This window comes from Jeongeupia naejangsanensis (assembly GCF_016865585.1).
In the GTDB taxonomy this organism is placed as follows: Bacteria; Pseudomonadota; Gammaproteobacteria; order Burkholderiales; family Chitinibacteraceae; genus Jeongeupia; species Jeongeupia naejangsanensis.
Genome location: NZ_JAESND010000001.1, coordinates 43,871 through 65,607, shown reverse-complemented (window position 1 = coordinate 65,607; position 21,737 = coordinate 43,871). Strand labels below are relative to the sequence as shown.

Annotated in this window: 19 protein-coding genes and 1 tRNA gene; 11 read left to right on the top strand and 9 right to left on the bottom strand. The window is 59.9% G+C overall.

Features of this window, described 5'->3' with window-relative positions; translation table 11 throughout:
• Nucleotides 1-2 precede the first annotated feature (2 nt).
• The gene (locus tag JMJ54_RS00295; RefSeq protein ID WP_203535958.1) at nt 3-527 is read left to right on the top strand and encodes a very short patch repair endonuclease; all 525 of its coding nucleotides are present in this window, start codon (nt 3-5) and stop codon (nt 525-527) included.
• Between the two features lie 77 nt (nt 528-604).
• Here JMJ54_RS00295 and JMJ54_RS00290 read toward each other — a convergent pair whose 3' ends face one another.
• The 8 genes from JMJ54_RS00290 to JMJ54_RS00255 form a co-directional block, all read right to left on the bottom strand.
• Entirely contained in the window at nt 605-1,273 is a 669-nt protein-coding gene (locus JMJ54_RS00290; protein WP_203535957.1) for an Eco29kI family restriction endonuclease, read from the bottom strand.
• Between the two features lie 122 nt (nt 1,274-1,395).
• The gene (locus tag JMJ54_RS00285) at nt 1,396-2,517 is read right to left on the bottom strand and encodes a PIN domain-containing protein (protein WP_203535956.1); all 1,122 of its coding nucleotides are present in this window, start codon (nt 2,515-2,517) and stop codon (nt 1,396-1,398) included.
• Nucleotides 2,518-2,536: 19 nt separating this feature from the next.
• Complete coding sequence (locus JMJ54_RS00280) at nt 2,537-3,064, bottom strand: hypothetical protein (RefSeq protein ID WP_203535955.1); 528 nt, start codon at nt 3,062-3,064, stop codon at nt 2,537-2,539.
• Nucleotides 3,061-4,734, bottom strand: a complete 1,674-nt coding sequence (locus tag JMJ54_RS00275; protein WP_203535954.1) for a DEAD/DEAH box helicase family protein — start codon at nt 4,732-4,734, stop codon at nt 3,061-3,063. Before JMJ54_RS00275 ends, JMJ54_RS00280 begins: the two co-directional genes overlap by 4 nt.
• Before the next feature lies 1 nt (nt 4,735).
• Complete coding sequence (locus JMJ54_RS00270) at nt 4,736-7,096, bottom strand: ATP-binding protein (RefSeq protein ID WP_203535953.1); 2,361 nt, start codon at nt 7,094-7,096, stop codon at nt 4,736-4,738.
• Nucleotides 7,097-7,210: 114 nt separating this feature from the next.
• On the bottom strand, nt 7,211-8,404 hold the full coding sequence (locus JMJ54_RS00265; protein ID WP_203535952.1) for a DNA cytosine methyltransferase: 1,194 nt from the start codon (nt 8,402-8,404) through the stop codon (nt 7,211-7,213).
• The gene (locus JMJ54_RS00260) at nt 8,391-8,804 is read right to left on the bottom strand and encodes a very short patch repair endonuclease (RefSeq protein WP_203535951.1); all 414 of its coding nucleotides are present in this window, start codon (nt 8,802-8,804) and stop codon (nt 8,391-8,393) included. Before JMJ54_RS00260 ends, JMJ54_RS00265 begins: the two co-directional genes overlap by 14 nt.
• The gene (locus JMJ54_RS00255; protein WP_203535950.1) at nt 8,805-8,966 is read right to left on the bottom strand and encodes a ribbon-helix-helix protein, CopG family; all 162 of its coding nucleotides are present in this window, start codon (nt 8,964-8,966) and stop codon (nt 8,805-8,807) included.
• 521 nt (nt 8,967-9,487) lie between these two features.
• Between JMJ54_RS00255 and JMJ54_RS00250 the strand changes: the two genes are divergently transcribed.
• Both JMJ54_RS00250 and JMJ54_RS00245 read left to right on the top strand, forming a co-directional pair.
• Nucleotides 9,488-9,568 (top strand) — tRNA-Ser (locus tag JMJ54_RS00250).
• Between the two features lie 191 nt (nt 9,569-9,759).
• Nucleotides 9,760-11,475 (top strand): EAL domain-containing protein, encoded by a 1,716-nt coding sequence (locus tag JMJ54_RS00245; protein WP_203535949.1) that lies wholly within the window; start codon nt 9,760-9,762, stop codon nt 11,473-11,475.
• A 190-nt stretch (nt 11,476-11,665) separates the two neighbouring features.
• Here JMJ54_RS00245 and JMJ54_RS00240 read toward each other — a convergent pair whose 3' ends face one another.
• Complete coding sequence (locus JMJ54_RS00240) at nt 11,666-12,079, bottom strand: DUF1801 domain-containing protein (protein ID WP_203535948.1); 414 nt, start codon at nt 12,077-12,079, stop codon at nt 11,666-11,668.
• 201 nt (nt 12,080-12,280) lie between these two features.
• Between JMJ54_RS00240 and JMJ54_RS00235 the strand changes: the two genes are divergently transcribed.
• The 8 genes from JMJ54_RS00235 (at nt 12,281) to JMJ54_RS00200 (ending at nt 21,706) form a co-directional block, all read left to right on the top strand.
• On the top strand, nt 12,281-13,141 hold the full coding sequence (locus tag JMJ54_RS00235; RefSeq protein ID WP_308437941.1) for an SOS response-associated peptidase: 861 nt from the start codon (nt 12,281-12,283) through the stop codon (nt 13,139-13,141).
• 194 nt (nt 13,142-13,335) lie between these two features.
• A complete protein-coding gene (locus JMJ54_RS00230; RefSeq protein WP_238999813.1) occupies nt 13,336-13,842 on the top strand; it encodes a Smr/MutS family protein in 507 nt (168 codons plus the stop codon).
• A gap of 119 nt (nt 13,843-13,961) precedes the next feature.
• The gene (locus JMJ54_RS00225) at nt 13,962-15,647 is read left to right on the top strand and encodes a phospholipid carrier-dependent glycosyltransferase (RefSeq protein WP_203535946.1); all 1,686 of its coding nucleotides are present in this window, start codon (nt 13,962-13,964) and stop codon (nt 15,645-15,647) included.
• Nucleotides 15,648-15,656: 9 nt separating this feature from the next.
• The gene (locus JMJ54_RS00220; protein ID WP_203535945.1) at nt 15,657-16,781 is read left to right on the top strand and encodes a DegT/DnrJ/EryC1/StrS family aminotransferase; all 1,125 of its coding nucleotides are present in this window, start codon (nt 15,657-15,659) and stop codon (nt 16,779-16,781) included.
• An 83-nt stretch (nt 16,782-16,864) separates the two neighbouring features.
• Nucleotides 16,865-17,809, top strand: coding sequence for a glycosyltransferase (locus tag JMJ54_RS00215; RefSeq protein WP_203535944.1), 945 nt, complete (start codon nt 16,865-16,867; stop codon nt 17,807-17,809).
• Nucleotides 17,806-18,717, top strand: a complete 912-nt coding sequence (locus JMJ54_RS00210) for a formyltransferase (RefSeq protein WP_203535943.1) — start codon at nt 17,806-17,808, stop codon at nt 18,715-18,717. Before JMJ54_RS00215 ends, JMJ54_RS00210 begins: the two co-directional genes overlap by 4 nt.
• 28 nt (nt 18,718-18,745) lie before the next feature.
• Complete coding sequence (locus JMJ54_RS00205; protein WP_203535942.1) at nt 18,746-19,789, top strand: bifunctional UDP-4-keto-pentose/UDP-xylose synthase; 1,044 nt, start codon at nt 18,746-18,748, stop codon at nt 19,787-19,789.
• 120 nt (nt 19,790-19,909) lie between these two features.
• Complete coding sequence (locus JMJ54_RS00200) at nt 19,910-21,706, top strand: GGDEF domain-containing protein (protein WP_203535941.1); 1,797 nt, start codon at nt 19,910-19,912, stop codon at nt 21,704-21,706.
• Nucleotides 21,707-21,737 lie beyond the last annotated feature (31 nt).

The window sequence follows — 21,737 nt, the reverse complement described above, 5'->3', positions numbered from 1 at the left end:
TCATGACGGACATCGTCGATCAGGCTACCCGCAGCCGGATGATGTCCGGCATCCGGGGCAAGAACACCAAGCCCGAGATGCTGATCCGCAAGGCCCTGCACGCGCGAGGCTTTCGTTACCGGCTGCATGCGCCCGACCTGCCCGGCAAACCGGATCTGGTTTTCCCCCGCTACAAGGCCGTGCTGTTCGTGCACGGCTGCTTCTGGCACGGCCACCCAGGCTGCAAGCACTTCCGACTTCCCGGGACCCGCACCGACTTTTGGGCATCCAAAATAACAGCCAACTGTGTCCGGGATTCCAAACAACAGCACTTGCTTATTGAGAAAGGTTGGCGGGTACTGGTAATCTGGGAGTGCGCAACACGTAAGCTTCAACCTGAATATGCTGAAAACGTATTTAATCTCGTGTGCGGCTGGCTGAAGTCGGACACCGGCTCGGCCCAACTTGATGCCAACGGCCTGAGCCCCCTGCCATGCTCTGTGACCGAATCAGCGACTACGTTGAAGGTGTTACCGCCAAATACCTGAGCGTAGTCGACGCCGCCCCCAATCATTCCCATGGACATGAAATCGCGGGGCTGGCTTCAAACAATGCTTACTGGCTGTTAGAGGTCGTCTTCGTCCTCATCTTCGTTCTCGGAAGAGATTTTTTCTGCGTCCGGAAGATTGCCTTCGAAAAAGTCAGCCACTTTTTTCACTATTTCTTCGGTTGAAAACGGGTTAGCAGCTAAGTCAAGAGCATCGACGAACTTGCGACCGGGGTGCAGCACATCCCACGACGAACGCATCTGCGTCGCGCGCCTCCTGCCTGGGGTTTTGTTGCCGAAGCCGTCGATCACTCTGTTCCAAAGTGGCTGATACTTTTCAATGACTACGTTCTCCCCCAAGGGAATCCAGACGTCATCAACCGTAAGGGCACGATAGTGAAAATCGATAAGGTCGAGATTGTGTGCTTCACTAATCGAGGATGCGTGCTGCTTCAGCCGATTACGCAGAGCGTAGCCCTTGCTCGCGTCAAAACCGAGCCCCCCTTTACGGGCCCCCTTCGGCACTGCCTTGCCTACATATATCGGCAGCAAGAAAAGAGCATCACGATTGCGGCTCGCGATAGGCACATAGGCCGCGAATTCACCGGTGTAGTAGATGGCGTAGACCCCGGCGCCAACCAAGTGCTTAATGTCATTCAGTGGCCGCACTGGTACGCGCAACAGAGCTTCAGCGACACTTTCGCCAAGGTTAGACTTTGCCAGTGGGTTATATGGTTCTTGACTCAAATCGCTTTCCTCTTACAGACTCAAACGAACTCAAACGAACTCAAACGAACTCAAACGGAGCACCATCTGCTCGGACGATTGGACGTCACACTACTTGCGCAACCAAAGCTAGAGTCCAGATATTAGGGGCCTGAAACGTCTTCAAGCTCCGCCAATTGCCTGCGGACAATGCTTACAATTTCGGTTAGTTCAGCAATACGCGATTTCAACGCATACTTGGCATCCTCACCTGATGCCACTAGCTGCGGAGTTGGCGGGAAGTCAATGAGGGACTTAATCAGACCATCTAGTTCTGCTTCCTTACTGTGCAGCTCAGACCTTAGCATCCGTTGCGACTTCGCACGCTCAGCCGCAGCGTTAGGCGCCTCCCTCTCAGACTCTGCAGCAATAGTTTCCGCAATCTTCTGAACCGATGTCTCCTGAATCCCCGATCCAGTGTCCGCTGCATAACGGAGGAATTGAAGCAATTCGTAGATATGAAACTCCTGCCCTGTCGTCTCGAGCAACTCCTCGATAAGCGAAGGGTGCGGTCCTATCTTTTTGCCGCGGTGGATATGCCACCAATCCGACTTTCCGTCATCGGTTACGAAGATAATCGGTCTCTTGTCCGCCTTAGCCTTCTCGATCACTTCCATCCAGATCACTAGGTCGCCAAACTTATCCCCCCCTTCTGCCGCCTTCTTTGCGTCCTCGAAACCGGGCGGTATTTTCTTCGCATATCGATCGTTACCTTCCTTGTGTATCGCCGCGATACGCTCGACCGCTGGCTTCATTCCTACCCTTCCGGCGAACAGCTCGGTCACCTTGGCAAAGCTCACGTTGAACTCCTCCGTGGGGTGTTGGGCCTTGGCTGTCGCGAGACGCTGCTGGAAGTCACCTTGGAACATGTCAAGCACCGACAATTCGCGCTCGATGTCGATCACCGGGTGCGCGCGATACTGGTTCAGTGCGTCCTTAGCCTGATTGACGAATTTGGCTAGATCGGCCCCGACTCGGTCATAGGCATCAAAAGCCTGTTGCTGAACGTCAAGCCTGCGGCGCTGGAACTCCATCCCAACTTGATACGGAATCCACAGAGACTCCTTCTTGCGCTCAAAAACGTCCATCAGCTGGCTCCGTACCTCGGCGGAGTGGCGAAGCAAGTGAAGAAGAATGTTCGTATCGGGGACGATCAGTGCGGTATCCCAGAGCGCCTTGAGTTGCGCGGGAGACTTCGGATACCAACCGACAAATGTTGTTTTCATTGATGTCACTCCAACTGCGTCAGTCGATCCATTCAACACGCTTCAAACCAAGTCGCATGGCCGCTCCTCGTACTAGGGTGCGCCTACTATCGTCGGCCGTGTTGCCGCTTTCGAGTAGCACCGCGCCAAACGGAGATGCGCCCGAGCTCAGGGCTGTTCGCTCATACAGAGCCATCAAGAGCAGCTTCCAGTCCCGGCTCTTACCCCACGCGACAACCTGACCGCTAATGAAATGCAGGCCGTGGGGCTTGATGTAGCGATGCACGACTTCAAGCGTGGGGTCAACATCCAAAACCGTGAGGATATCCTGCTCAGAGTCCGAAACGCGCGCGCGTTCGTAAGGCTTAAGCAGCGAATCTTTTATGTATACGCGGACCTTGCGCGGGTCCATGTAGTGCCCGAGCGTCCCTCCAATAGCCGATTCACGGGTCCAATGCTCGTAGCAGCGTGACCGCTCCGCATCGGGAAGTCCCGACCAGCCCAAGTCGTTGGCTCGCTCCCACAGTAGATCGCGGATGCGGTCGCGTACGTCGTCCGGCAACTTCATTGCACATCCCTTCGCGGGCTGGTCGGTGGAAAATCAAACTGGGGTAACTCCAGGGTCGGATCATCCTCGCGGCTAAACAGATCCGCCTGATCCTTCATCCAACTAAGCATGACACTACTCGCGCCGATGTCGCGAAACTGCACGAAACGACCGCTGAGACGCATTGTCTCAACATCGCCCTTCGCGGCACGTTCAAGCTCCATAACCTCGGCGATACGCCGCAGGTCGCTCACGAAGTCCAGCACTACGACCTTGTCCTTTCCCGGGCTCAGGCGCAGTCCGCGGCCCAACTGCTGGACGAAGATGCGGCGGCTATGGGTCACACGCATGAACGCAATCATGTCAACGTCGGGAACATCCACCCCTTCGTTGAACAGGTCGCGCGTAGTCACGATGTCGAGATTGCCTCGCCGGAACGCCTCCATGGTCTTGTCGCGCGTCCTGGGCAACATGTCGCCGGTAATAGCCTCGGCGCGGAATCCAAACAGCCGCAGCGTGGCTGCGAAGGCTCGCGCATGGACCACAGTAGAACAGAAGACGACGCCGGCCCGACGTCGCTCGGCGGTGAACGACTCACGGATTATTTTCGCTGCCTCCTCGTCCCGCGTCGGAATGAGGAGCTTTCGGTTTAGTTGTGGCAGAGAATAATTATGGACTGAGTGTTCGCGCACGAATGCCCAATCAACGTTATCGGCCAGCAGGCGATAGTCAGCCTCGCATAAAAAGCCGTTCCGAAGTCCTTCGGCGATCCCCATTCGCACGACCGGTTGCCCGAGAACTTGATCGATATCGTATCCGTCTCCGCGCCATGGAGTCGCAGTCACCCCCCCCAGCATTGGAGCGTTCAGTGCCTTAACAACCGTTCGGAAGCTCTCGGAACCGATGTGGTGGGCCTCGTCAATCAGAACAAGGCCAAACCTAGGCAGGTCGTCGAGGCGCGACATCACACTCTGTACCGTCGCGAATGTAATGCCGTCCCAATAGGACGGCACCTCTCCCCCCATCAGACGATGCGTCGAAACCGATTTCGGCAACTGATCCCAAAAGGACCGTTGGAGCTGGTCAACCAGTTCGCGTGTACCGGCCATCACAAGCACCTTACCATCCGGGATAGCCCCCTCCCGATAGAGCTGTGACACCACCTCTGCCATAACTACGGTCTTGCCTAGTCCGGTGGCCAAGACCACCTGCCCCTTGCCGGTTTCGCGGAGCGCTCCCATGAACTGCTCGGCAGCATCCGCCTGATACGGCCGAAGTTGGCGCCTCGCACGCGGATACTCAGGTGAGCGAACGGCCATCTCAATCAGAGTAGCTGCGGACAGCAATTCGACATTGATGCCGAGCGCGGCCCACTTCTTGACTGCGGCGAAGGTTGCCGGCCCGAAGGCTCGGGACGCTGCGACGACCATGCGGTCCGCCTCATAGAAGCGAGCGGCACCGACCACCTCGTCAACGGCGTCCGGCGTTGGGTATTGGTTCGACACGAATTTGCACTGGAATACCCAAAGCTTGTCGGCCTTCACACCCAAAACATCCGCACCATTGTCGCCGCTGCCGCCAACCACGCGTACGTCCTCGAACCCGTTCGCCACCAATAGCCGTGCGACATCGCGCTCAAACGCTTGCCACGGCCCATTCAGCAGTCGACGCCTGTCAAGGAACATCTCCATTTCATTCCGCCATATCGGGACGGAGAAGCTTCAAGGACAGACTTGCTCGGATCAGAGCGTCGCGCCCGTTTCGCTCAAGGTCCCTCGGGGACTGGCTCGCGAGCCATACCGCATCTGCGAAGTACCCGTCGTAGCGTGCACGCACGACACGACGAGCTTCCTCGGTAACCTCGGGCGATCCATAGTCAAGCGCGACGAATGGATCGTCCCAATACTTGCCGTCGAGGAACAGCTCCGGATGCTTGACGAAGAAGTCCCAAATCGTTTGCGGGTCGGCATAGTTGAGGAACGAGCCGGAGGCAATCGCTTCGCGCGGCGCAGCCACTCCACGCGCCACCATTCTGCGACCGATGGCCTCCCGGGCGGGAGCACTCAGTTCGTCGTGCAGTATCATCCCTTCACTGTTCGTGACCTTGCCTTGCAGCGAAGCCGCAATCTGCGTCAATGTGGACGCCGCCTCGACAATAATTTCCCCAGCATCAAGCCGCGTGTCGGCGCAGTATTCGCGGCGGAAATCGGCCAGAATCGAAGCGAAAGTCACGTCCGCCGCCGTCTGCCGCAAAAAATCCATCGTGCGGTGCGACAGCTCGATCAGCAATGCGTCGAGGGGAGTCATCGTGGTCGATCGATACAGGTCGTGCGCTGTGTCGGTCAAGAATGCATAGGTGCGCGTTGCGACATCGACGAGTGGCAGGGCCCAGGGATGGCCAGAGCTAAGGCCCGGGTCACTAGCGCTGACCGCATAGCCCTGCACGTCGTATTCGACTCGATAGGTCGGGTGAACATATTTTCGCGTTAGCTCGAAGATGGGCTTGCGATCGGGCGCGGGCGGCGGCGAAATGGTCGTACCCGGCGACGGCGAGTCAAGTGCCGCTCTGCTACCGCCGAAATTGTCGTCAAGAAAGCCTAAGGGGATGTCACCGTGCACTGGAACGGCAGGGCCACCGGGCATGACGGGAGACGGAGTACCGAGGACGGTAGCGTCCTGCTCCTCGATCAACTGCCACCAGCGCTCGTCGCCGAGATAATCAGTATCATTGCTCTCAAACAAGCCCGCCATTTCTAGCGCGCGCTCGTTATCCTTTACAACAAGGATGCGTGACCATAGACCGTTCTTCCCTTGCGGAGACGTACGCCGAAAAGCCTGGAACAGCCGGAATAGCGGGCTGTTGTTGGCGCCGTAACCGAGCGTTTTGGCCTTTAGTGGTTGCAGCGGACCATCGCCACGCACCAAGCGCACCATCTCACCCCAAGCCGGATCGTCACGTTCGAACCGATCCTTGGTGTAGCTCACGCGGCAATGGTCGAGATGGATCTCGCCAACGAACCGGCCGCGTTTGCGTTGATCGTCAGTTGGATACTCTATCTCCGAGCTTTCGCCCTCCCGCCACTCGAACAAGTCCTTGATGCCCAACTCGATCTTGCGGCCATTGCGAATGATGTCGATGCCGAAATCGGTATCGTGCAGGTAGCGTTGAATACCAACCCAACCGCGCACGCGCCGTTCCAGCGTGCCCACGCTGCAAGAACTGCTCCCCGTAGGACACACCGCCTCTCCGTCTGCCAATGTCTGCATGCAAAAGGTGCAGTAGCGGCGGGAGGGTAACGCAACATTGAAGCGTTCGACCGCATGAACTGTACCGACGGGACTCTCGACATGGCGCTCAGGATTCCAAGTGCAATGACGTCGTGCCTGAATGCGCGTGCCATTGAGGTCAAGCCGGAATACGGCGTTGCCACGCTCTGGAGACAGCAAAGCGGAGTAGGCCTTGGCAAGGTGCTTCCGCATAGTCGTTGTGTTTTGGCCACGTGCCAGCCATGCGCGCTGCTCTGGCTTCAACTTGGAGATAACAATTTCGGTGCCATGCGCGGCGTGGTCTGCTTTTGGTCGGGTCTGCCGTGCAACACGAAAATTTCGCTGCGCCTTCAGTTCGTCGAGGTCGATGCGCACGCCTATTTCATGCGGGTCGCCAACGCGCGAAGTCCAAACCTCTGTCACTAGGCCGAGGCGGGCCGTTGCGATATTAAAGCCCATACCAAACAGGCCAAGACTTCCAACAGGGCTGTTACCCGACCAGCCTGCGCGCACGGCATGTTCGAGCGTTTCAGAAGACATACCTGGCCCGTTGTCGCGAACGGATACCCTGGCAGCTGCCGTGTCCGTCCGCGGCACCGTAATCACGACTTCCGGATTGGTGATGGAGTCACCCAATCGTTCCGCGCTCATGAACCCGTCGATACTGTTATCGACGAGTTCAGCGAGGCAACGCCACTGGGCGAGATTGATCTCGCCCAGCATCTGCAGCACCCGAGGATCAGGGGTTAGATCAAAGTCAGTCGTCGCGCCAGTGGTGGCTGTCATGTTCGGCTCTTTAGATTTGGCGCTCCGAGCTTGCGAGGAGGGGTAAATACCTACGCGTTCGCTCGTCGCATGCCCCGTGTTAACGATGCGTTGGAAGTACAGGCGAACATCCAATCAGGCAGCGCGCACGACGCTGGGCTGCGTGCGGGCTACTGCATTCAGAGTATCCGCCACGGATTGCGCCATGACCTCCCCCAAGCGGACCGGCACAGCATTTCCGAGTTGGCGCATAGTCTCCGTCCAGGAGCCACGGAAGACGTAGTCGTCTGGAAAGGTTTGAAGGCGCGCGGCTTCGCGCACTGTGAAGTAGCGAATCGACCCATCCGGTCGCAGCAGCATATTTTCTCCACCCGGCACGCCATGGTCGCCCGCCTTCAAGGTCTTAGCGGGCTCGTCCAATGGACTTCCCGTGTGTCCGGGGTAGCTGCGCGCCCCAGGGTTGAAAATATGATTGGGAATACCGCTCTGGAGGAACCTCTCTGGATCAGGCAAATCGGAAATCGCATCTCGCACGGTGACCCAAGGCAACCCCATGAACATATCCTCGTCGCGCAGCCGCGCGACACGGCGCTCCAGTCTAGGCGACATGATCGGGCGATTTCGCTTGGCTACACGATGTCGTTCCCAGTAGTCACCCGTGATCCATTGGTCGCGCAACAATGCGTCCTCGCAATGCGTAGCCTCGGGGAACGACCATTCGACACCAAGGTCTGAACGGAAGCCGACTAGGAAAACACGCTCGCGCCGCTGCGGTACACCATAGTTCGCGGCATTTAGTAGGCGGTACACCACGTTGTAGCGAGCAGCCGTTTGATTGCTCGTGTGATGGCGCTCCAGCCGCGCACAATGCCCCTCCCACGTTTCGCCATTCTTGCGCATCAAGTCAGGGTGTGCAAGTTGCAGGTGGACGTACTCAAAGTACGACGCGAACGATTGGCGCAACAAGCCTTTCACGTTCTCGAAGATGAATGCCTTGGGGTTCAACTCGCGCACAGCACGGACCGCTTGGGGGAACATATCCCGCTCATCCATGTGGCCTCGATGCTTTCCACCCATGGAGAATGGCTGGCAGGGTGGCCCGCCCGACACTACCATCACGTCGCCATCAATGATGCCGTAGTCGAACGCGCGCGCGTCGCCCTCGTACACGGGCCACCGCTCCACATCATGCGCTTGATTCTGCTGGTTAAAGCGAAAGGTTTCGCATGAGTCATGATTCCATTCAATGACAGCAGCATGATTAAATCCCGCCCTTCCCATCCCCATGGCGAGCCCGCCGGCCCCAGCGAATAGTTCAACGCTGCGCATCGAGAAATCTCCTAATTTTGTTCGCCAACTTGACGGTGTTTCCCAACTGGCATTCCCATAAAGTCAATACGCCCCACCCGAGCCGGCGCAATGCGCGCACATTGCGCGCGTCGCGTTCAGCATTCGCAGTTAATTTGGGCAACCAGAAATCGACGCGCGACTTCGGCAAGCGGGCGAGTGCGCAACCCACATGCCGATGCCAGAAGCAACCATGCACGAAGATGACCTTACCCAAACCCGGGAATACCAAGTCAGGCGTACCAGGCAGGTCACGACGATGCAGTCGGAAGCGGTAGCCCATGCCATGCACCAAGCGGCGCACCAACAGTTCCGGCTTGGTATTCTTGGCGCGCACTAGTGCCATTCGTGCCGAACGCTCCGCCGAGGAGAGGGTATCCATTCATCGGCCCTGCTCATTCCCTGCAAAAAGCGGCCACTGATCGCCGACATACTTCTCTGCGGCTTCGCGCACGACCCAAGCCACGGAAACCTTCTTTTCCTTGGCAATGCGTTCCAGCGTTGCGTACAGCTCAGGCGGGAAGCTGATCGATGCACGTGGCATTCTTGCCTCGTCACTTGCCTTCGTTTTTTTGCTAGCTGTAGTCACAGTTGCACCTCCATGCACCACTTTACACCACAGAGGTGCACATCCAGCGGAAAAATTTAGAGGTGCACGAACCGCCTACCCCGAACCCGACCGACGGATACTCCCCGGTTGCCCAAGTAGCACGCTCACGTAGAAAGAAAACGAGCGAGTTTCAAGAAGCACGAGGGCGAAACTAGGCACCACACTCAATGGCAAAATGCAGCCTCCTACAATTGACCAATTCGGACAATCAATCGTGTACAACAAGAAAATGGACATTTCTTTTCCAAGGAGAAATGCTTCCAACATACCGAAAATCAATGAGAAGCTTGGTAAATCGCCGTCGCTTGGGACAAATACGAGCAGTTGGCGCTTATAAAAAATACCAGAAAGTCAGCAATGAGCCACCAAAACCGAACCAGAAATTAGATTCAAGCATTAATGTTGAACACACATATCACTATCCACACCAAGAAACAGCTGGTAGCTATAGTCTTGCCGGCATTTGGTCCGCAATTTTACTATGACCCGTATTGCTGCTAGATTTTTTACGGGTTCGATTCCCGTCGCCGGCTCCAAAACACAGTCAACGCTCGGCGGCCTTAGGTATTTCAGTTGTACTCGAACTTTTTCCCCACCAAGTCAATCGAACAAAATTCGCAACGAATTCAAACGAAATAGCGCTACGCTTCGCTCCCTGTCCTAGCGCACAAGGCTGTGTGATCGGCCGTACGTTGCGCAATTTGATGGCAATGCACAGGTCCTGGCCTTGACCACCGGAGCATCCAAAGTCCCGAGGTGGTTTCTTTTACCTACGATAAAAGCACAAACCCGGCCCGGTTCATCGCCCTTCATGCCACGACGCCTCGCCTTGCTGCTGTTTCGAAACTCCACGAGCACCGGTAGCGGACTCCCTCAAGCAGGACCGGGTCGCGGCTGGGCTTGGTCGCGTGTATTGATGTCGGTGCTCGTTGCATTGCCACTCCCGATCTTCGGCATTGGAATAGGCGTCTTTCAGGCGCAGTGGCAGCTGCAACGGCAGGCAGACCGCTCGGTTGCGCAGACGATCGAGCGACTGGATCTGATTCTGGACAGCAGCAAACTGGCTGCCGAAGCCGTCCAGAACATGATCGGCAAATCCTGTGACATGACAACCCGGCATGTTCTGCAGTGGCAAGCTGCTACGAATCCCTATGTCCGATCGATCAATCTGGCTCGGGGCGGTCGGCTGTACTGTGCGTCGCTGGTTGGGCCTATCAGCATGGATCTGGAAACGCCGACCTTCATCGATGGCAGACTGCGCCTGATGACGGGCAATTTCGCCACCCCAAACGTCCCGTTGCTCGTGACTCGCCACGCCAACCCTGCCGGCTCGGCGCTTGCGGTGGTTGACGGCCGCTATCTACTCGCCGTACTGCAATTGGCAGTACAGGAAGACGACCTTTATTTGAAGGTCGGTGATTTGCGAATGGGTCTCGACGGTCGCGTCAGCAATACGCCGATTCCAGCACTCAGCGAGGCGTTCGCCCAGCGTACTTCCAGCAGCCATCCTTATACGGTCATTGCCGGTGCACGGGCAGGATCGATCAAAAATCACCTACTCAGCTACACCCTTCCGTTTCTGGCTCTGGCCCTGGCAGGCGGATTGTTCTCCGGGCTGATTTGCTACCGCCTTCTCGGTCGCCCCAGTTCGCCACGCACCATATTGCGACGCGCACTCGAGGCGAAGCAGTTCGAGCCTTTCCTTCAGCCGATCGTCGATGCCCGCGACGGCGGTTGGATCGGCGCCGAAGTGCTGATGCGCTGGCACTTGCCCGGCGAAGGACTGATCCGGCCCGACCTGTTCATTCCAATGGCCGAACGGACGGGGCTGATCCTGCCGATGACGCGTGATCTAATGCAGCAGGTAGCCAGCGTATTGGCACCGCACGCGGCCGAGTTGCCGCCGCGCTGCCACATCGGATTCAACATCAGCGCCGCCCACTGCCATGACCCCCAGCTGCTCGGCGACTGCCGTGACTTCCTCGCCGCATTCCCGCCCGGAACAGTCGAACTGTGGCTCGAGCTGACCGAGCGCGAACTGATCGAACCGACCGAAGACACCGATCTTCTGTTCCAGCAGCTCGACGCGATCGGCGTGAAGGTAGCGATCGACGACTTCGGTATCGGCCATGCCAGCCTCAACTACCTGCAGCGTTTCACCGTCAATGCACTGAAAATCGACCAGAGCTTCGTCAAGCGCATCGGCGCAGACACACTGTCCGCCCATTTGCTCGACACACTGGTCGAGCTCGCCATCCGGCTCGACATTGATCTGGTTGCCGAGGGTGTCGAAACCGCAGCACAGCGCGACTACCTGCGGGCGCTGAACGTACGCTACCTGCAGGGTTACCTCTTCGGCCGGCCGATGCCGATCCGCGAGTTTCTGCCCGCCTTGCACCAGCACCGCAATGCGGTGCGCAACACAATCGACCATCAGTCATAGCCGCCACAGGCTTCGCCTCTCGGGCATTTGACAAGCTGACCATCCGGCCCCGCACTCGGAACGGAAGCCGCGCCAGCGGCGTTGACCGATCGGGTGCCTACGTATCGCTCTGCTCTGGGATGCTCGCCAGAGCCGGACCGCCCCATCCTCTCAGCCCAGCCGCCCCCAAAAATCAGACCGACACTTGCCCCTACTTCCGCTTTCCCTTGGCGTTTTTAGCTGCTGCATTGAGTGCAACCGCACTGCGAACAAGGGCAGTAAATGCGGCCGTATCGACGACCTCGCCCTCATGAAGGTCGATCGCGCGCCTCACTTTCCCATCGAGGCTCGCGTTGAACAATCCAGCCGGATCGTCCAGCGCGGCCCCTTTGGCGAAAGTCAGTTTCACGATCGATTTGTACGACTCGCCGGTGCAGACGACACCGTCATGCGACCACACAGGCGTCCCCATCCACTTCCACTCCTCGACGATGTCCGGGGCCGCCAGCAGAATAAGCTCGCGTATATGTGCCAGGGTCTCGCCGCGCCAGTCCCCGAGCGTGGCAATCCTTTGATCGATCAAGGCTGATGCAGAAAGCCCTTCAGGCAATTCGAGTTTTTCCATTGTTTCCTCGCAAACCATGCCTCCACGCCTGGATCAAGGCACACGCCAGCGGCAGCATTGAGTAAGGAGAGTCCTTCCAGGCTCTCTGCGCCCACGCCTCACTCCGTCCCGACAATGCAAAACCAAACCGCAAACAAGTCCGGATGCCGCGTCCATACGGACGACGATGAACATTAGCCCATGCCAGGCCGTGTTTCCGTCGTGCAGAACGACGATAATGAACCGGACGGGCTGCCATCGCCTCAAGACTCGTCGACCTCGTCACCGGGAAATCGTCGCCTTGCCAGCGGCGCGGGCCGTACATACATTCGCTTGGCAGGAAATGACGAAACCCATAAGGCAAGCACGCCTGCAAGGCAGCCCGCATCAACTCGCAATCTCGTTCACACCAGAATCCACGCCACGATGTGTGTCAACTTCACCCCCACGCCGCCGACCGTCTTGCCCGGCCACTTCCATACACCCGATCCGCTTGGTGACTGGAAAGATGAAGTCTGGCAGGACTATCTGGCGCCGATCATCATTCACGATGAAAGCGGCCGGCGGCAGGCGCTGCTGGCGAGTTACGGCATGGTTCCCAAGCAAAAAATCCCGCCCGGCACCAAACCGTTCAGCACCATGAATGCGCGGTCAGAAACCGTCGACAGCAAGCGCTCGTACCGGACGGCCTGGCTGAAAGGCTATCGCTGCCTGGTGCCGATGACCGCGTTTTTCGAACCCTGCTACGAAAGCGGCAAGGCCGAGCGGATGCGGATCGGCATGGCCGACGGCGCGCCGTTTGCCGTCGCGGGCCTTTGGCGCCCCTGGAAAGCGGAAAACGGCGCCTACACCTTCAGCTTTACCCAATTGACCATCAACGCCGACCAGCACGCGCTGATGCGACGCATGCACAGGCCCGATGATGAAAAGCGCTCGCTCGTCATCGTGCCCGAGGCTGACTACGACCTCTGGCTGAACTGTGCCGATCCGGCGCAGGCGCGCGGCTATCTGCGGGACTTTCCGGCCGATCGCATGCTGGCTGTCGCACCAGACCGGCAACAGCAGCCGCTTTTCGGCGCATGATGCACATGCTGCCCGCGCCGCTACTTTGGGGCAGAATGCGGCTTCCGCGCCGGTAACGGCGAGCCGCCGCCTTGCCCATGGACAGCCAGACCCGCCGCCGACTCCAGCAATTCAAACAGTCCCTGTCGGCCCGTGCTCAACCCGCTCCGGTCCGTACACCCTCGCCGCCGCCACCGGACGATCACACGCTGTTCATGAACGCCGTGCGCGGCAGCACGCCGCTACGACAGGACAAGCGCCACCCTCATCCGAGCGCACCACCCAGCCCCTGGCCACAACGGCAACACGCGGACCTTGCCCCGCATACCGAGGCGATGAGCGATTTCTGGCCATGGGACGAACTGGCCGCCGGCGAAGAGCTGCTCTATCTGCGCCCCGGCCAGAAACTGGACACGCTGAAAAAACTGCGACGTGGTCACTGGCTGGTTCAGGCCGAGCTCGACCTGCACGGTTATGCCAGCGAAGCCGCCCGCCAACAGGTGGCCGAGTTCCTGCACGCGGCGCAGCAGGCGCGCCGCCGCTGCGTGCGAATCATCCACGGCAAGGGGTTGAGTTCGAAAAACGCCGAACCGGTACTGAAACTCAAGCTGCGCAACTGGCTGGTCCAGCGTGACGAAGTACTGGCCTTCAGCCAGGCCCGCCCCGCCGACGGCGGCAGCGGCGCAGTGCTGGTGTTGCTGAAGTCCAAGCGCAATCCCTGACTTCAGATTCGCTTAACTGGCCGGGCCTAGAGTTTTGATTTATCGTGTCGACCCGATGCCAGATGACAGCATCGCGACAGTTTTCAGAAGCAACCTATCCCCAATCGCCGGACCTCTGCATGACCGATTTCGCCAACAAGCGCTGGCCCAAATGGCTGCTGTTCATTTCATTCGCCGTGCTGTGGTTCAGCACACTGGGCTACCGCAAGCTGATTTCACCCGACGAGGGGCGCTACGCCGAAATCGGCCGCGAAATGCTGGCAAGCGGTGACTGGCTGACGCCGCGACTCAACGGCATCAAGTATTTCGAAAAACCGATCCTGCAATACTGGGCGACCGCGACCAATTTCAAGCTGTTCGGCGAAACCGAGTTTGCCGCGCGGCTGTGGCCGGGGCTGACCGGCTTCATTGCGGTGATCGCACTGTACTTCACCGCCAAACGCCTGTTCCGCCGCAAATCCGACGCCGAAACGCGCGCGATCGGCGCGTCGGTGATTCTGGCCAGCAGCTTGTGGTGGATCGGCAATGGCCATTTCCTGACGCTCGACATGGGTGTCTCGAGCTTTTTGGCGATTGCCCTGTTCGCCTTTGTCTGGGCGCAGCAGGACGACGCCACGCCAACCGAAAACCGCAATGCCATGCTAATCGCCTGGGGCGCCATTGCGCTGGCGATCATGTCCAAGGGGCTGATCGGACTCGTTTTCCCCGGCGGCACACTGGTGATTTACTCGCTGTGGACCCGCGACTGGAAACCATGGGCGCGGATGCACTTCGGCAAAGGCATTGCCTTGCTGCTGCTGATTACAGCACCGTGGTTCGTAATGGTGTCGCGTGCCAATCCGGAGTTCGCGCACTTCTTCTTCATTCACGAGCACTTTCAACGCTTTGCCACCGATCAGGCGCGTCGTGATGGCGCTTGGTACTACTTCGTGCCGATCCTGATCGTCGGCATGCTGCCATGGACCGCGCTGCTGCCGCAGATCTTCCGTGCAGGCTGGCTCAACAACAACAGCCAGCGCTTTCAGCCGCAGCGATTCCTGCTGGTCTGGGCGGTGCTGATCTTCCTGTTCTTCTCTAAATCCCAGTCGAAACTGCCGTCGTACATCCTGCCAATGTTTCCGGCGCTGGCGCTGCTCGCCGGCTTCGTGCTGACCGATCTGCGTCGCCGCAGCTGGCTGTGGCTCAGCGGCACGATGCTGGCACTCGGCATTGCGCTGATGGTCGCGGTACCGTTCATTGCCGCCAAAGGCAGCGACAAGACTCCGCAGATCTACAACGCGGCGTTTTCCGAGTGGGTACTGGTCGGTGGCATTGCCATCACCGCACTGGCCGCACTGGCGCTGTGGAGCGCACTGCGCCGGCGTTTCGACATCACGCTGATCGCGCTGGCCACCACCGGCCTGATCGGCGCGCAGATTCCGATGCTCGGCCACAACGAATTCGCCGAGACCAATTCGAGCTACCACCTGATCGAAACCATCAAGCCGCAGCTCAAGCCTGACAGCACCGTCTACATGTATCGCTACTATGACCAGACGGTACCGTTCTACCTGAAGCGCACCGTGCAACTGGTCGAGTACGGCGACGAGTTCACTCTCGGCCAGCAACAGGAGCCGGACAAGAAGATGAGTAACGAAGCCTTCCTGCAGCACTGGCAGAGTGACCCGGCACCGGTCGCCATCACCAACCCGGACCGTTTCCGCGAATTGCAGCAACAGGGGCTGGCCATGCAGATCATCGCCAGCGACCCGCGCCGCATCGTGATTACCCGCCCCGCTTCCGCATCGACCCAGCCGTCGAAATAAGGACAACGCATGGAATTCCTGCCCTTCACCCGCCCGAGCATCGACGAGGAAACGATCGCCGACGTCGCCAGCGTGCTGCGCTCCGGCTGGATCACCAGCGGCCCCAAGATGGCCGCGCTCGAAGCTGCGCTGTCCGAGCATTTCGGCGGCCGGCCGGTTCGCGTCGTCACGTCGGCGACCGGCGCCATGGAGATCGCGCTGCGACTGATCGGCCTGCAGCCCGGTGACGAAGTCATCACCACCGCAATGACCTGGGTGGCGACCAGCAACATCGTCATCAACGCCGGCGGCAAGCCGGTGTTCGTCGACATTGACCCGGCCACGCGCAATATCGATCTTGACCTGATCGAAGCCGCGATCACGCCGCACACCCGCGCCATCCTGCCGGTCGACCTCGCCGGCCTGCCGGTCGACCGCGACCGCCTGTACGCGATCGCCGACAAGCACGGCCTGCGCGTGATCGAGGATGCGGCGCAATCACAGGGCGCAACGTGGAACGGCCGGCGCATCGGCAGCTTCGGCGACCTGTGTTCGGTCTCGTTCCACCCGAACAAGAACATGACGACGATCGAGGGCGGTGCGCTGGTGATGAACACGCCAGAGGAAGCGCGGCTGTTCGAGAAATGGCGCCTGCAGGGCGTCACCCGCCTGCCCGACGGCACGATGGACGTCGACCTGCCCGGCGGCAAGTACAACCTCACCGATGTCGCCGCAGCGGTCGGCCTCGGCCAGCTCAAGCGCCTCGACACCTTCAACAAGCGCCGCCGCGAACTGGCCGATCGCTACTTCGCCAAAATCGATCGCACGCTCGGTCTGGCGCTGCCGGTCGAATCGGACGAGAGCAACTGGCACATGTTCCAGATCCTGCTTCCGCTCGACCGGATGACCATCAGCCGTGGTGAATTCATCGCCCGGATGAAGGAAGCCGGCGTCGGCGTCGGCGTCCATTACCCGGCCCTGCACCTGTTTACCTATTACCGTGGCCTCGGCTACACGGACGGCATGTATCCGCACACCGAACACGTGGGTGCCAGCACCATCAGCCTGCCGCTGTTCCCGGCCATGATCGAATCGGACGTCGACCGGGTTTGCGATGCGCTGAGCGCCGTCCTGACACCGGTCCTGCGCGACTGACAATCATGACTTCATCGCCGCTTAAGTCTTCGGACGCATCATCGGTTTCCATGATGCACGCCCACACCACCGAACTTGTCGCCATGACCGAACCCACCGTTTCCGTGGTCATCCCGGTTTACAACGAAGAGGACGGCCTTGCCGCACTGTTCGACCGCCTTTATCCGGCGCTCGATGCACTCGGCAAGTCGTACGAGGTCCTGTTCATCAACGACGGCAGCCGCGACCGCTCGCCAGCCCTGCTGGCCGAGCAGTTCCACAAGCGTCCCGACGTGACCCGGGTCATCCTGTTCAACGGCAATTTCGGCCAGCACCGCGCGATCCTGGCCGGCTTCGAGCACGCTCGCGGCCAGCAGATCGTCACCCTCGATGCCGACCTGCAGAACCCGCCCGAAGACATCAAGACCCTGCTCGACGAAATGGACAAGGGCCACGACTACGTCGGCTCGATCCGTCGCCAGCGCAACGATTCGGTCTGGCGCCACGTCGCCAGCCGCGCGATGAACCGGCTGCGTGAAAAGCTCACCCGGATCAAGATGACCGATCAGGGCTGCATGCTGCGCGCCTACAGCCGCCGGATCATCGACACGATCAATATGTGCAACGAAATGCACACCTTCATCCCGGCGCTGGCCTATTCGTTCTCGCAGAACCCGACCGAAGTCGTCGTCGGCCACGAAGAACGTTTTGCCGGCGAATCGAAGTACTCGATCTACAGCCTGATCCGGCTCAATTTCGACCTGATGACCGGGTTCTCGATCGTACCGCTGCAGATGTTCTCGATGCTCGGCATGGTGATCTCGACGCTGTCGGGCTTTCTGGTGCTCTACCTCGTCGGCCGCCGCATCGTGGTCGGCCCCGAGGAAGGCGGCCTGTTCACCCTGTTCGCCATCGCCTTCCTGCTGATCGGCATCGCGCTGTTCGGCATCGGCCTGCTCGGCGAGTACATCGGCCGCATCTACCACGAAGTTCGCCAGCGGCCGCGTTACCTGATCGCCGGCATCCTCGAAAAGCGGACCGGCGAATGACGCGCGCCGTCGTTTTTGCCTATCACAACGTCGGCGTCCGCAGCCTCAAGGTATTGCTGGCTCACGGCGTCCGGATCGAGCTGGTCGTCACCCACGAAGACAATCCGGACGAGAACATCTGGTTCGGCTCGGTGGCACAGCTGTGCCGCGACTACGACATCCCGTTCATCACCCCCACCGACCCGAACGTGCCCGACGTCGAAGCACGCATCGCAGCACTGGCGCCGGACTTCGTGTTTTCGTTCTACTACCGTCACATGCTCAAGGCACCGATTCTGGCAGCACCGAGCCGTGGCGCATTCAATCTGCACGGCTCGCTGCTGCCGAAATACCGCGGCCGCGTCCCGGTGAACTGGGCCGTCATCCACGGCGAAACCGAAACCGGCGTCTCGCTGCACGTGATGAACATCAAGCCGGACAACGGCGCGATCGTCGACCAGTTCGCCGTCCCCATTTTGCCGGACGACACCGCGCACGATGTCTTCGACAAGGTCGCCGTTGCAGGCGAGCTGTGCCTGAACCGGGCGCTGCCGCAACTGATCGCCGGCACGGCAACGCTGACGCCGCAAGACCTGTCGCAAGGCGGCTATTTCGGCGGCCGCAAGATGGAAGACGGCCGGATCGACTGGCAGCAGTCCGCACTGCAGCTGCACAACCTCGTGCGCGCCGTCACCCACCCTTACCCCGGCGCCTTCAGCGACACGCCGCGCGGCCGGCTGACGCTGTGGCGTACCCGCCGCATCGACAACGCACCATCCTGCCCCGACACGGCAGCCAGCGTACTCTGGGCAGCCTCGGACAAGCTCTGGCTCCGGTGTGCCGACGGTGGGCTGTTGCGCATCCTCGCGGCCGATCTGGACGGCACCCCGCTTACGTCCGGCGCACTGAATGCGCCACTCGAATTCTGATATCCAACATCCACGGCAGACCCACACCATGAAAAAAGTCCTCATCCTCGGCGTCAACGGCTTCATCGGCCACCACCTGACCAAGCGCATCCTCGAGACGACCGACTGGGAAGTGTTCGGCATGGACATGCACGTCGGCAAGGTCGGCGAGTTCCTTGATCACCCGCGTTTCCACTTCTTCGAGGGTGACATCACCATCAATCAGGAATGGATCGAGTACCACGTCAAGAAGTGCGACGTCGTCCTGCCGCTGGTTGCGATCGCCACGCCGGCCACCTATGTCCAGGCGCCGCTGCGCGTGTTCGAACTCGACTTCGAAGCCAACCTGCCGATCATCAAGTGGTGCGTGAAGTACAAGAAGCGCGTCGTGTTCCCGTCGACGTCCGAAGTCTACGGCATGTGCAAGGACGGCGAATTCGACCCGGAAAACTCCGAACTGGTCTACGGCCCGATCAACAAGCCGCGCTGGATCTACGCCTGCTCGAAGCAGCTGATGGATCGCGTCATCGCCGCCTACGGCCAGCAGGAAGGCCTCGACTACACCCTGTTCCGTCCGTTCAACTGGATCGGCGCCGGTCTCGACAGCATCCACACCCCGAAGGAAGGCTCCAGCCGTGTAATCACGCAGTTCCTTGGTCACATCGTTCGTGGCGAGACGATCAAGCTCGTCGACGGTGGCCACCAGAAGCGCGCCTTCACCTATATCGACGACGGCATCAGCGCGCTGATGAAGATCATCGACAACAAGGACGGCAAGGCCTCGGGCCAGATCTACAACATCGGCAACCCGGTCAACAACTTCTCGGTGCGCGAACTCGCGACGATGATGATCGACCTCGCCAAACAGTACCCGGAATACGCCGAGGGCGTGGCCAAGGTGCAGGTCGTCGAGACCACATCGGGCGAGTACTACGGCAAGGGCTATCAGGACGTGCAGAATCGCGTCCCGAAGATCGACAATACCCGCGAAGATCTCGGCTGGGCACCGACGGTCACCATGGCCGATGCGCTCAAGGGCATCTTCGACGCCTACAAGGATCAGGTTGCCGAGGCGCGCGAACTGATCAACTGATCCGTTCCGCAATGCGTCATCCAGCCGAAAAACCGGGAGCCCTGCTCCCGGTTTTTTGCCATCGGAATGTCCGCTCGCCCGTATAATCCAGAGCGCACCCCGCGCACGACACGGACCACCATGCCCGCCCCGACGAATCCGACCGACATTGCCAGAGAAACACTCAGGCAGCTGATGCTGCGCCGGATTCCGCCGACGCCGGACCATTACGCCGAAATCTACGACGGCATCGCCGAAACCCCGGAAGACGAGCGGGTTCCGCCGCTGATGCGGGAGATCGACCGCGCCCTGCACGCGCTGCCGCGTCAGGGCCAGGAGTTTCTGCGGCTGATCAAGCAGATGCGCCAGTCGGCCAAGCTTGGCGAATGGCAGGAGATTCCACAGCAAGTCATACGCGCCATCGAGCTGCAGGGCGGCCAGGCCAAACTGGCGCTGCCGTGGTCCGAGCTGGTGCGCGAGCTGGTGCGGCTCTGGGACATGCGCAACCCGCTGTACACCCCGACGCGCAAACAGGAAACGCTCGAACGCGTGCTGATCCACTTCAGCAACGAGCCCGATCAGCTCAACGAAAAGCTGGCCGCGCTGCTGCAAGCATGGAGCGAAACCAGCGGCGAATCCGCCGACAGCACCGCCCTTGCCCCCATCATTGATGACGCTTCGATGAACGAGACGGTCATTGAGGTTGGCGATGGCGCTTGGCAGGACTGGCGCGAAGCGGTAACACAAGCACTGGAGCTGGGGGTACTGCCCCCATTGCTTGCGCACGACCCGGAGCTGGCCGATGAAGTCCGCCACATCAGCAACGAGGCCCGCGGACTGAGCAGCGAGCACGACCTGCAAAAATGGCTGCCCCGACTGAAGAAGCTCTGGCTCAGGATCGAGTTGCAGGGCCAGCAGGACCGGCGCCTGGCCGATGGCCTGCTCAGCCTGCTGCGTTTGCTCACCGACAATATGAGCGAACTGCTGGTCGACGACAGCTGGCTGCAGGGACAGGTGGCCGTCGTACAGGAAATCATGGCGCGCCCGCTCAACATGCGGCTGATCTACGATGCCGAGGCCGGCCTCAAGGAAGTGATCTACAAGCAAAGCCTGCTCAAGCACAACCTGCATGACGCGCAAAGCACGCTGAAAAGCATGGCGACCACCTTCCTCGACCGGCTGGGTTCGCTGTCGGCCAGCACCGAGCAGTATCAGGAGCGCATCCGTCAGTACGCCGAAAAAATCCAGACCGCCGACAATCCGGCCAGCCTCAAGTTCGTGCTCGACGACATCATGCACGACACACGTACGCTGCAGCTGGACGTGCTTCGCTCGCGCGACGAGCTGGTCACGGCCAGGCAGGAAGCCGACCTTGCCCAGCAACGCGTCATGCAACTCGAGCGCGAACTGCGTGAAGTCAGCGAAAAGGTCCGTGAAGACCAGCTGACCGGCGCCCTGAACCGCCGCGGGCTGGAGGACGCCTACGAGGTTGAGCTCTCGCGCATGGCAAGGCAGCACGCAACGATGGCACTGGCGCTGCTCGACATCGACAACTTCAAGAAACTGAACGACCAGATGGGCCACGCCGCCGGCGACAGCGCACTGGTGCATCTGGTACAGGTGATCCGTGACTTGCTGCGCCCCACCGATGTCGTGGCGCGCTACGGCGGCGAGGAGTTCGTGCTGCTACTGCCGGACACCGGGATCGAGGATGCCACCCAGATTCTGCAGCGCCTTCAGCGCGAACTGACGCGGCGCTTCTTCATGCACAACAATGACAAACTGCTGATCACGTTCAGCGCCGGCGTAACGATCGTGGCGCCAAACGAGCACCGTGCACACGCCATCGAGCGCGCCGACCACGCCATGTACCGCGCCAAGCTGCTCGGCAAGAACCGGGTCGAAGCCGAGATACCGGGAAGCAGCGCGACAGCATGAAAAAAGCGGCCCCAAGGCCGCTTTTCTATTT

Bases quoted from the DNA above. Each gene is read 5' to 3' on its own strand.
- JMJ54_RS00295 (WP_203535958.1), top strand. From the start codon at position 3: ATGACGGACATCGTCGATCAGGCTACCCGCAGCCGGATGATGTCCGGC.
- JMJ54_RS00285 (WP_203535956.1), bottom strand. From the start codon at position 2,517: ATGAAAACAACATTTGTCGGTTGGTATCCGAAGTCTCCCGCGCAACTC.
- JMJ54_RS00280 (WP_203535955.1), bottom strand. From the start codon at position 3,064: ATGAAGTTGCCGGACGACGTACGCGACCGCATCCGCGATCTACTGTGG.
- JMJ54_RS00275 (WP_203535954.1), bottom strand. From the start codon at position 4,734: ATGGAGATGTTCCTTGACAGGCGTCGACTGCTGAATGGGCCGTGGCAA.
- JMJ54_RS00270 (WP_203535953.1), bottom strand. From the start codon at position 7,096: ATGACAGCCACCACTGGCGCGACGACTGACTTTGATCTAACCCCTGAT.
- JMJ54_RS00265 (WP_203535952.1), bottom strand. From the start codon at position 8,404: ATGCGCAGCGTTGAACTATTCGCTGGGGCCGGCGGGCTCGCCATGGGG.
- JMJ54_RS00260 (WP_203535951.1), bottom strand. From the start codon at position 8,804: ATGGATACCCTCTCCTCGGCGGAGCGTTCGGCACGAATGGCACTAGTG.
- JMJ54_RS00255 (WP_203535950.1), bottom strand. From the start codon at position 8,966: ATGCCACGTGCATCGATCAGCTTCCCGCCTGAGCTGTACGCAACGCTG.
- JMJ54_RS00240 (WP_203535948.1), bottom strand. From the start codon at position 12,079: ATGGAAAAACTCGAATTGCCTGAAGGGCTTTCTGCATCAGCCTTGATC.
- JMJ54_RS00230 (WP_238999813.1), top strand. From the start codon at position 13,336: ATGAACGCCGTGCGCGGCAGCACGCCGCTACGACAGGACAAGCGCCAC.
- JMJ54_RS00225 (WP_203535946.1), top strand. From the start codon at position 13,962: ATGACCGATTTCGCCAACAAGCGCTGGCCCAAATGGCTGCTGTTCATT.
- JMJ54_RS00220 (WP_203535945.1), top strand. From the start codon at position 15,657: ATGGAATTCCTGCCCTTCACCCGCCCGAGCATCGACGAGGAAACGATC.
- JMJ54_RS00215 (WP_203535944.1), top strand. From the start codon at position 16,865: ATGACCGAACCCACCGTTTCCGTGGTCATCCCGGTTTACAACGAAGAG.
- JMJ54_RS00210 (WP_203535943.1), top strand. From the start codon at position 17,806: ATGACGCGCGCCGTCGTTTTTGCCTATCACAACGTCGGCGTCCGCAGC.
- JMJ54_RS00205 (WP_203535942.1), top strand. From the start codon at position 18,746: ATGAAAAAAGTCCTCATCCTCGGCGTCAACGGCTTCATCGGCCACCAC.
- JMJ54_RS00200 (WP_203535941.1), top strand. From the start codon at position 19,910: ATGCCCGCCCCGACGAATCCGACCGACATTGCCAGAGAAACACTCAGG.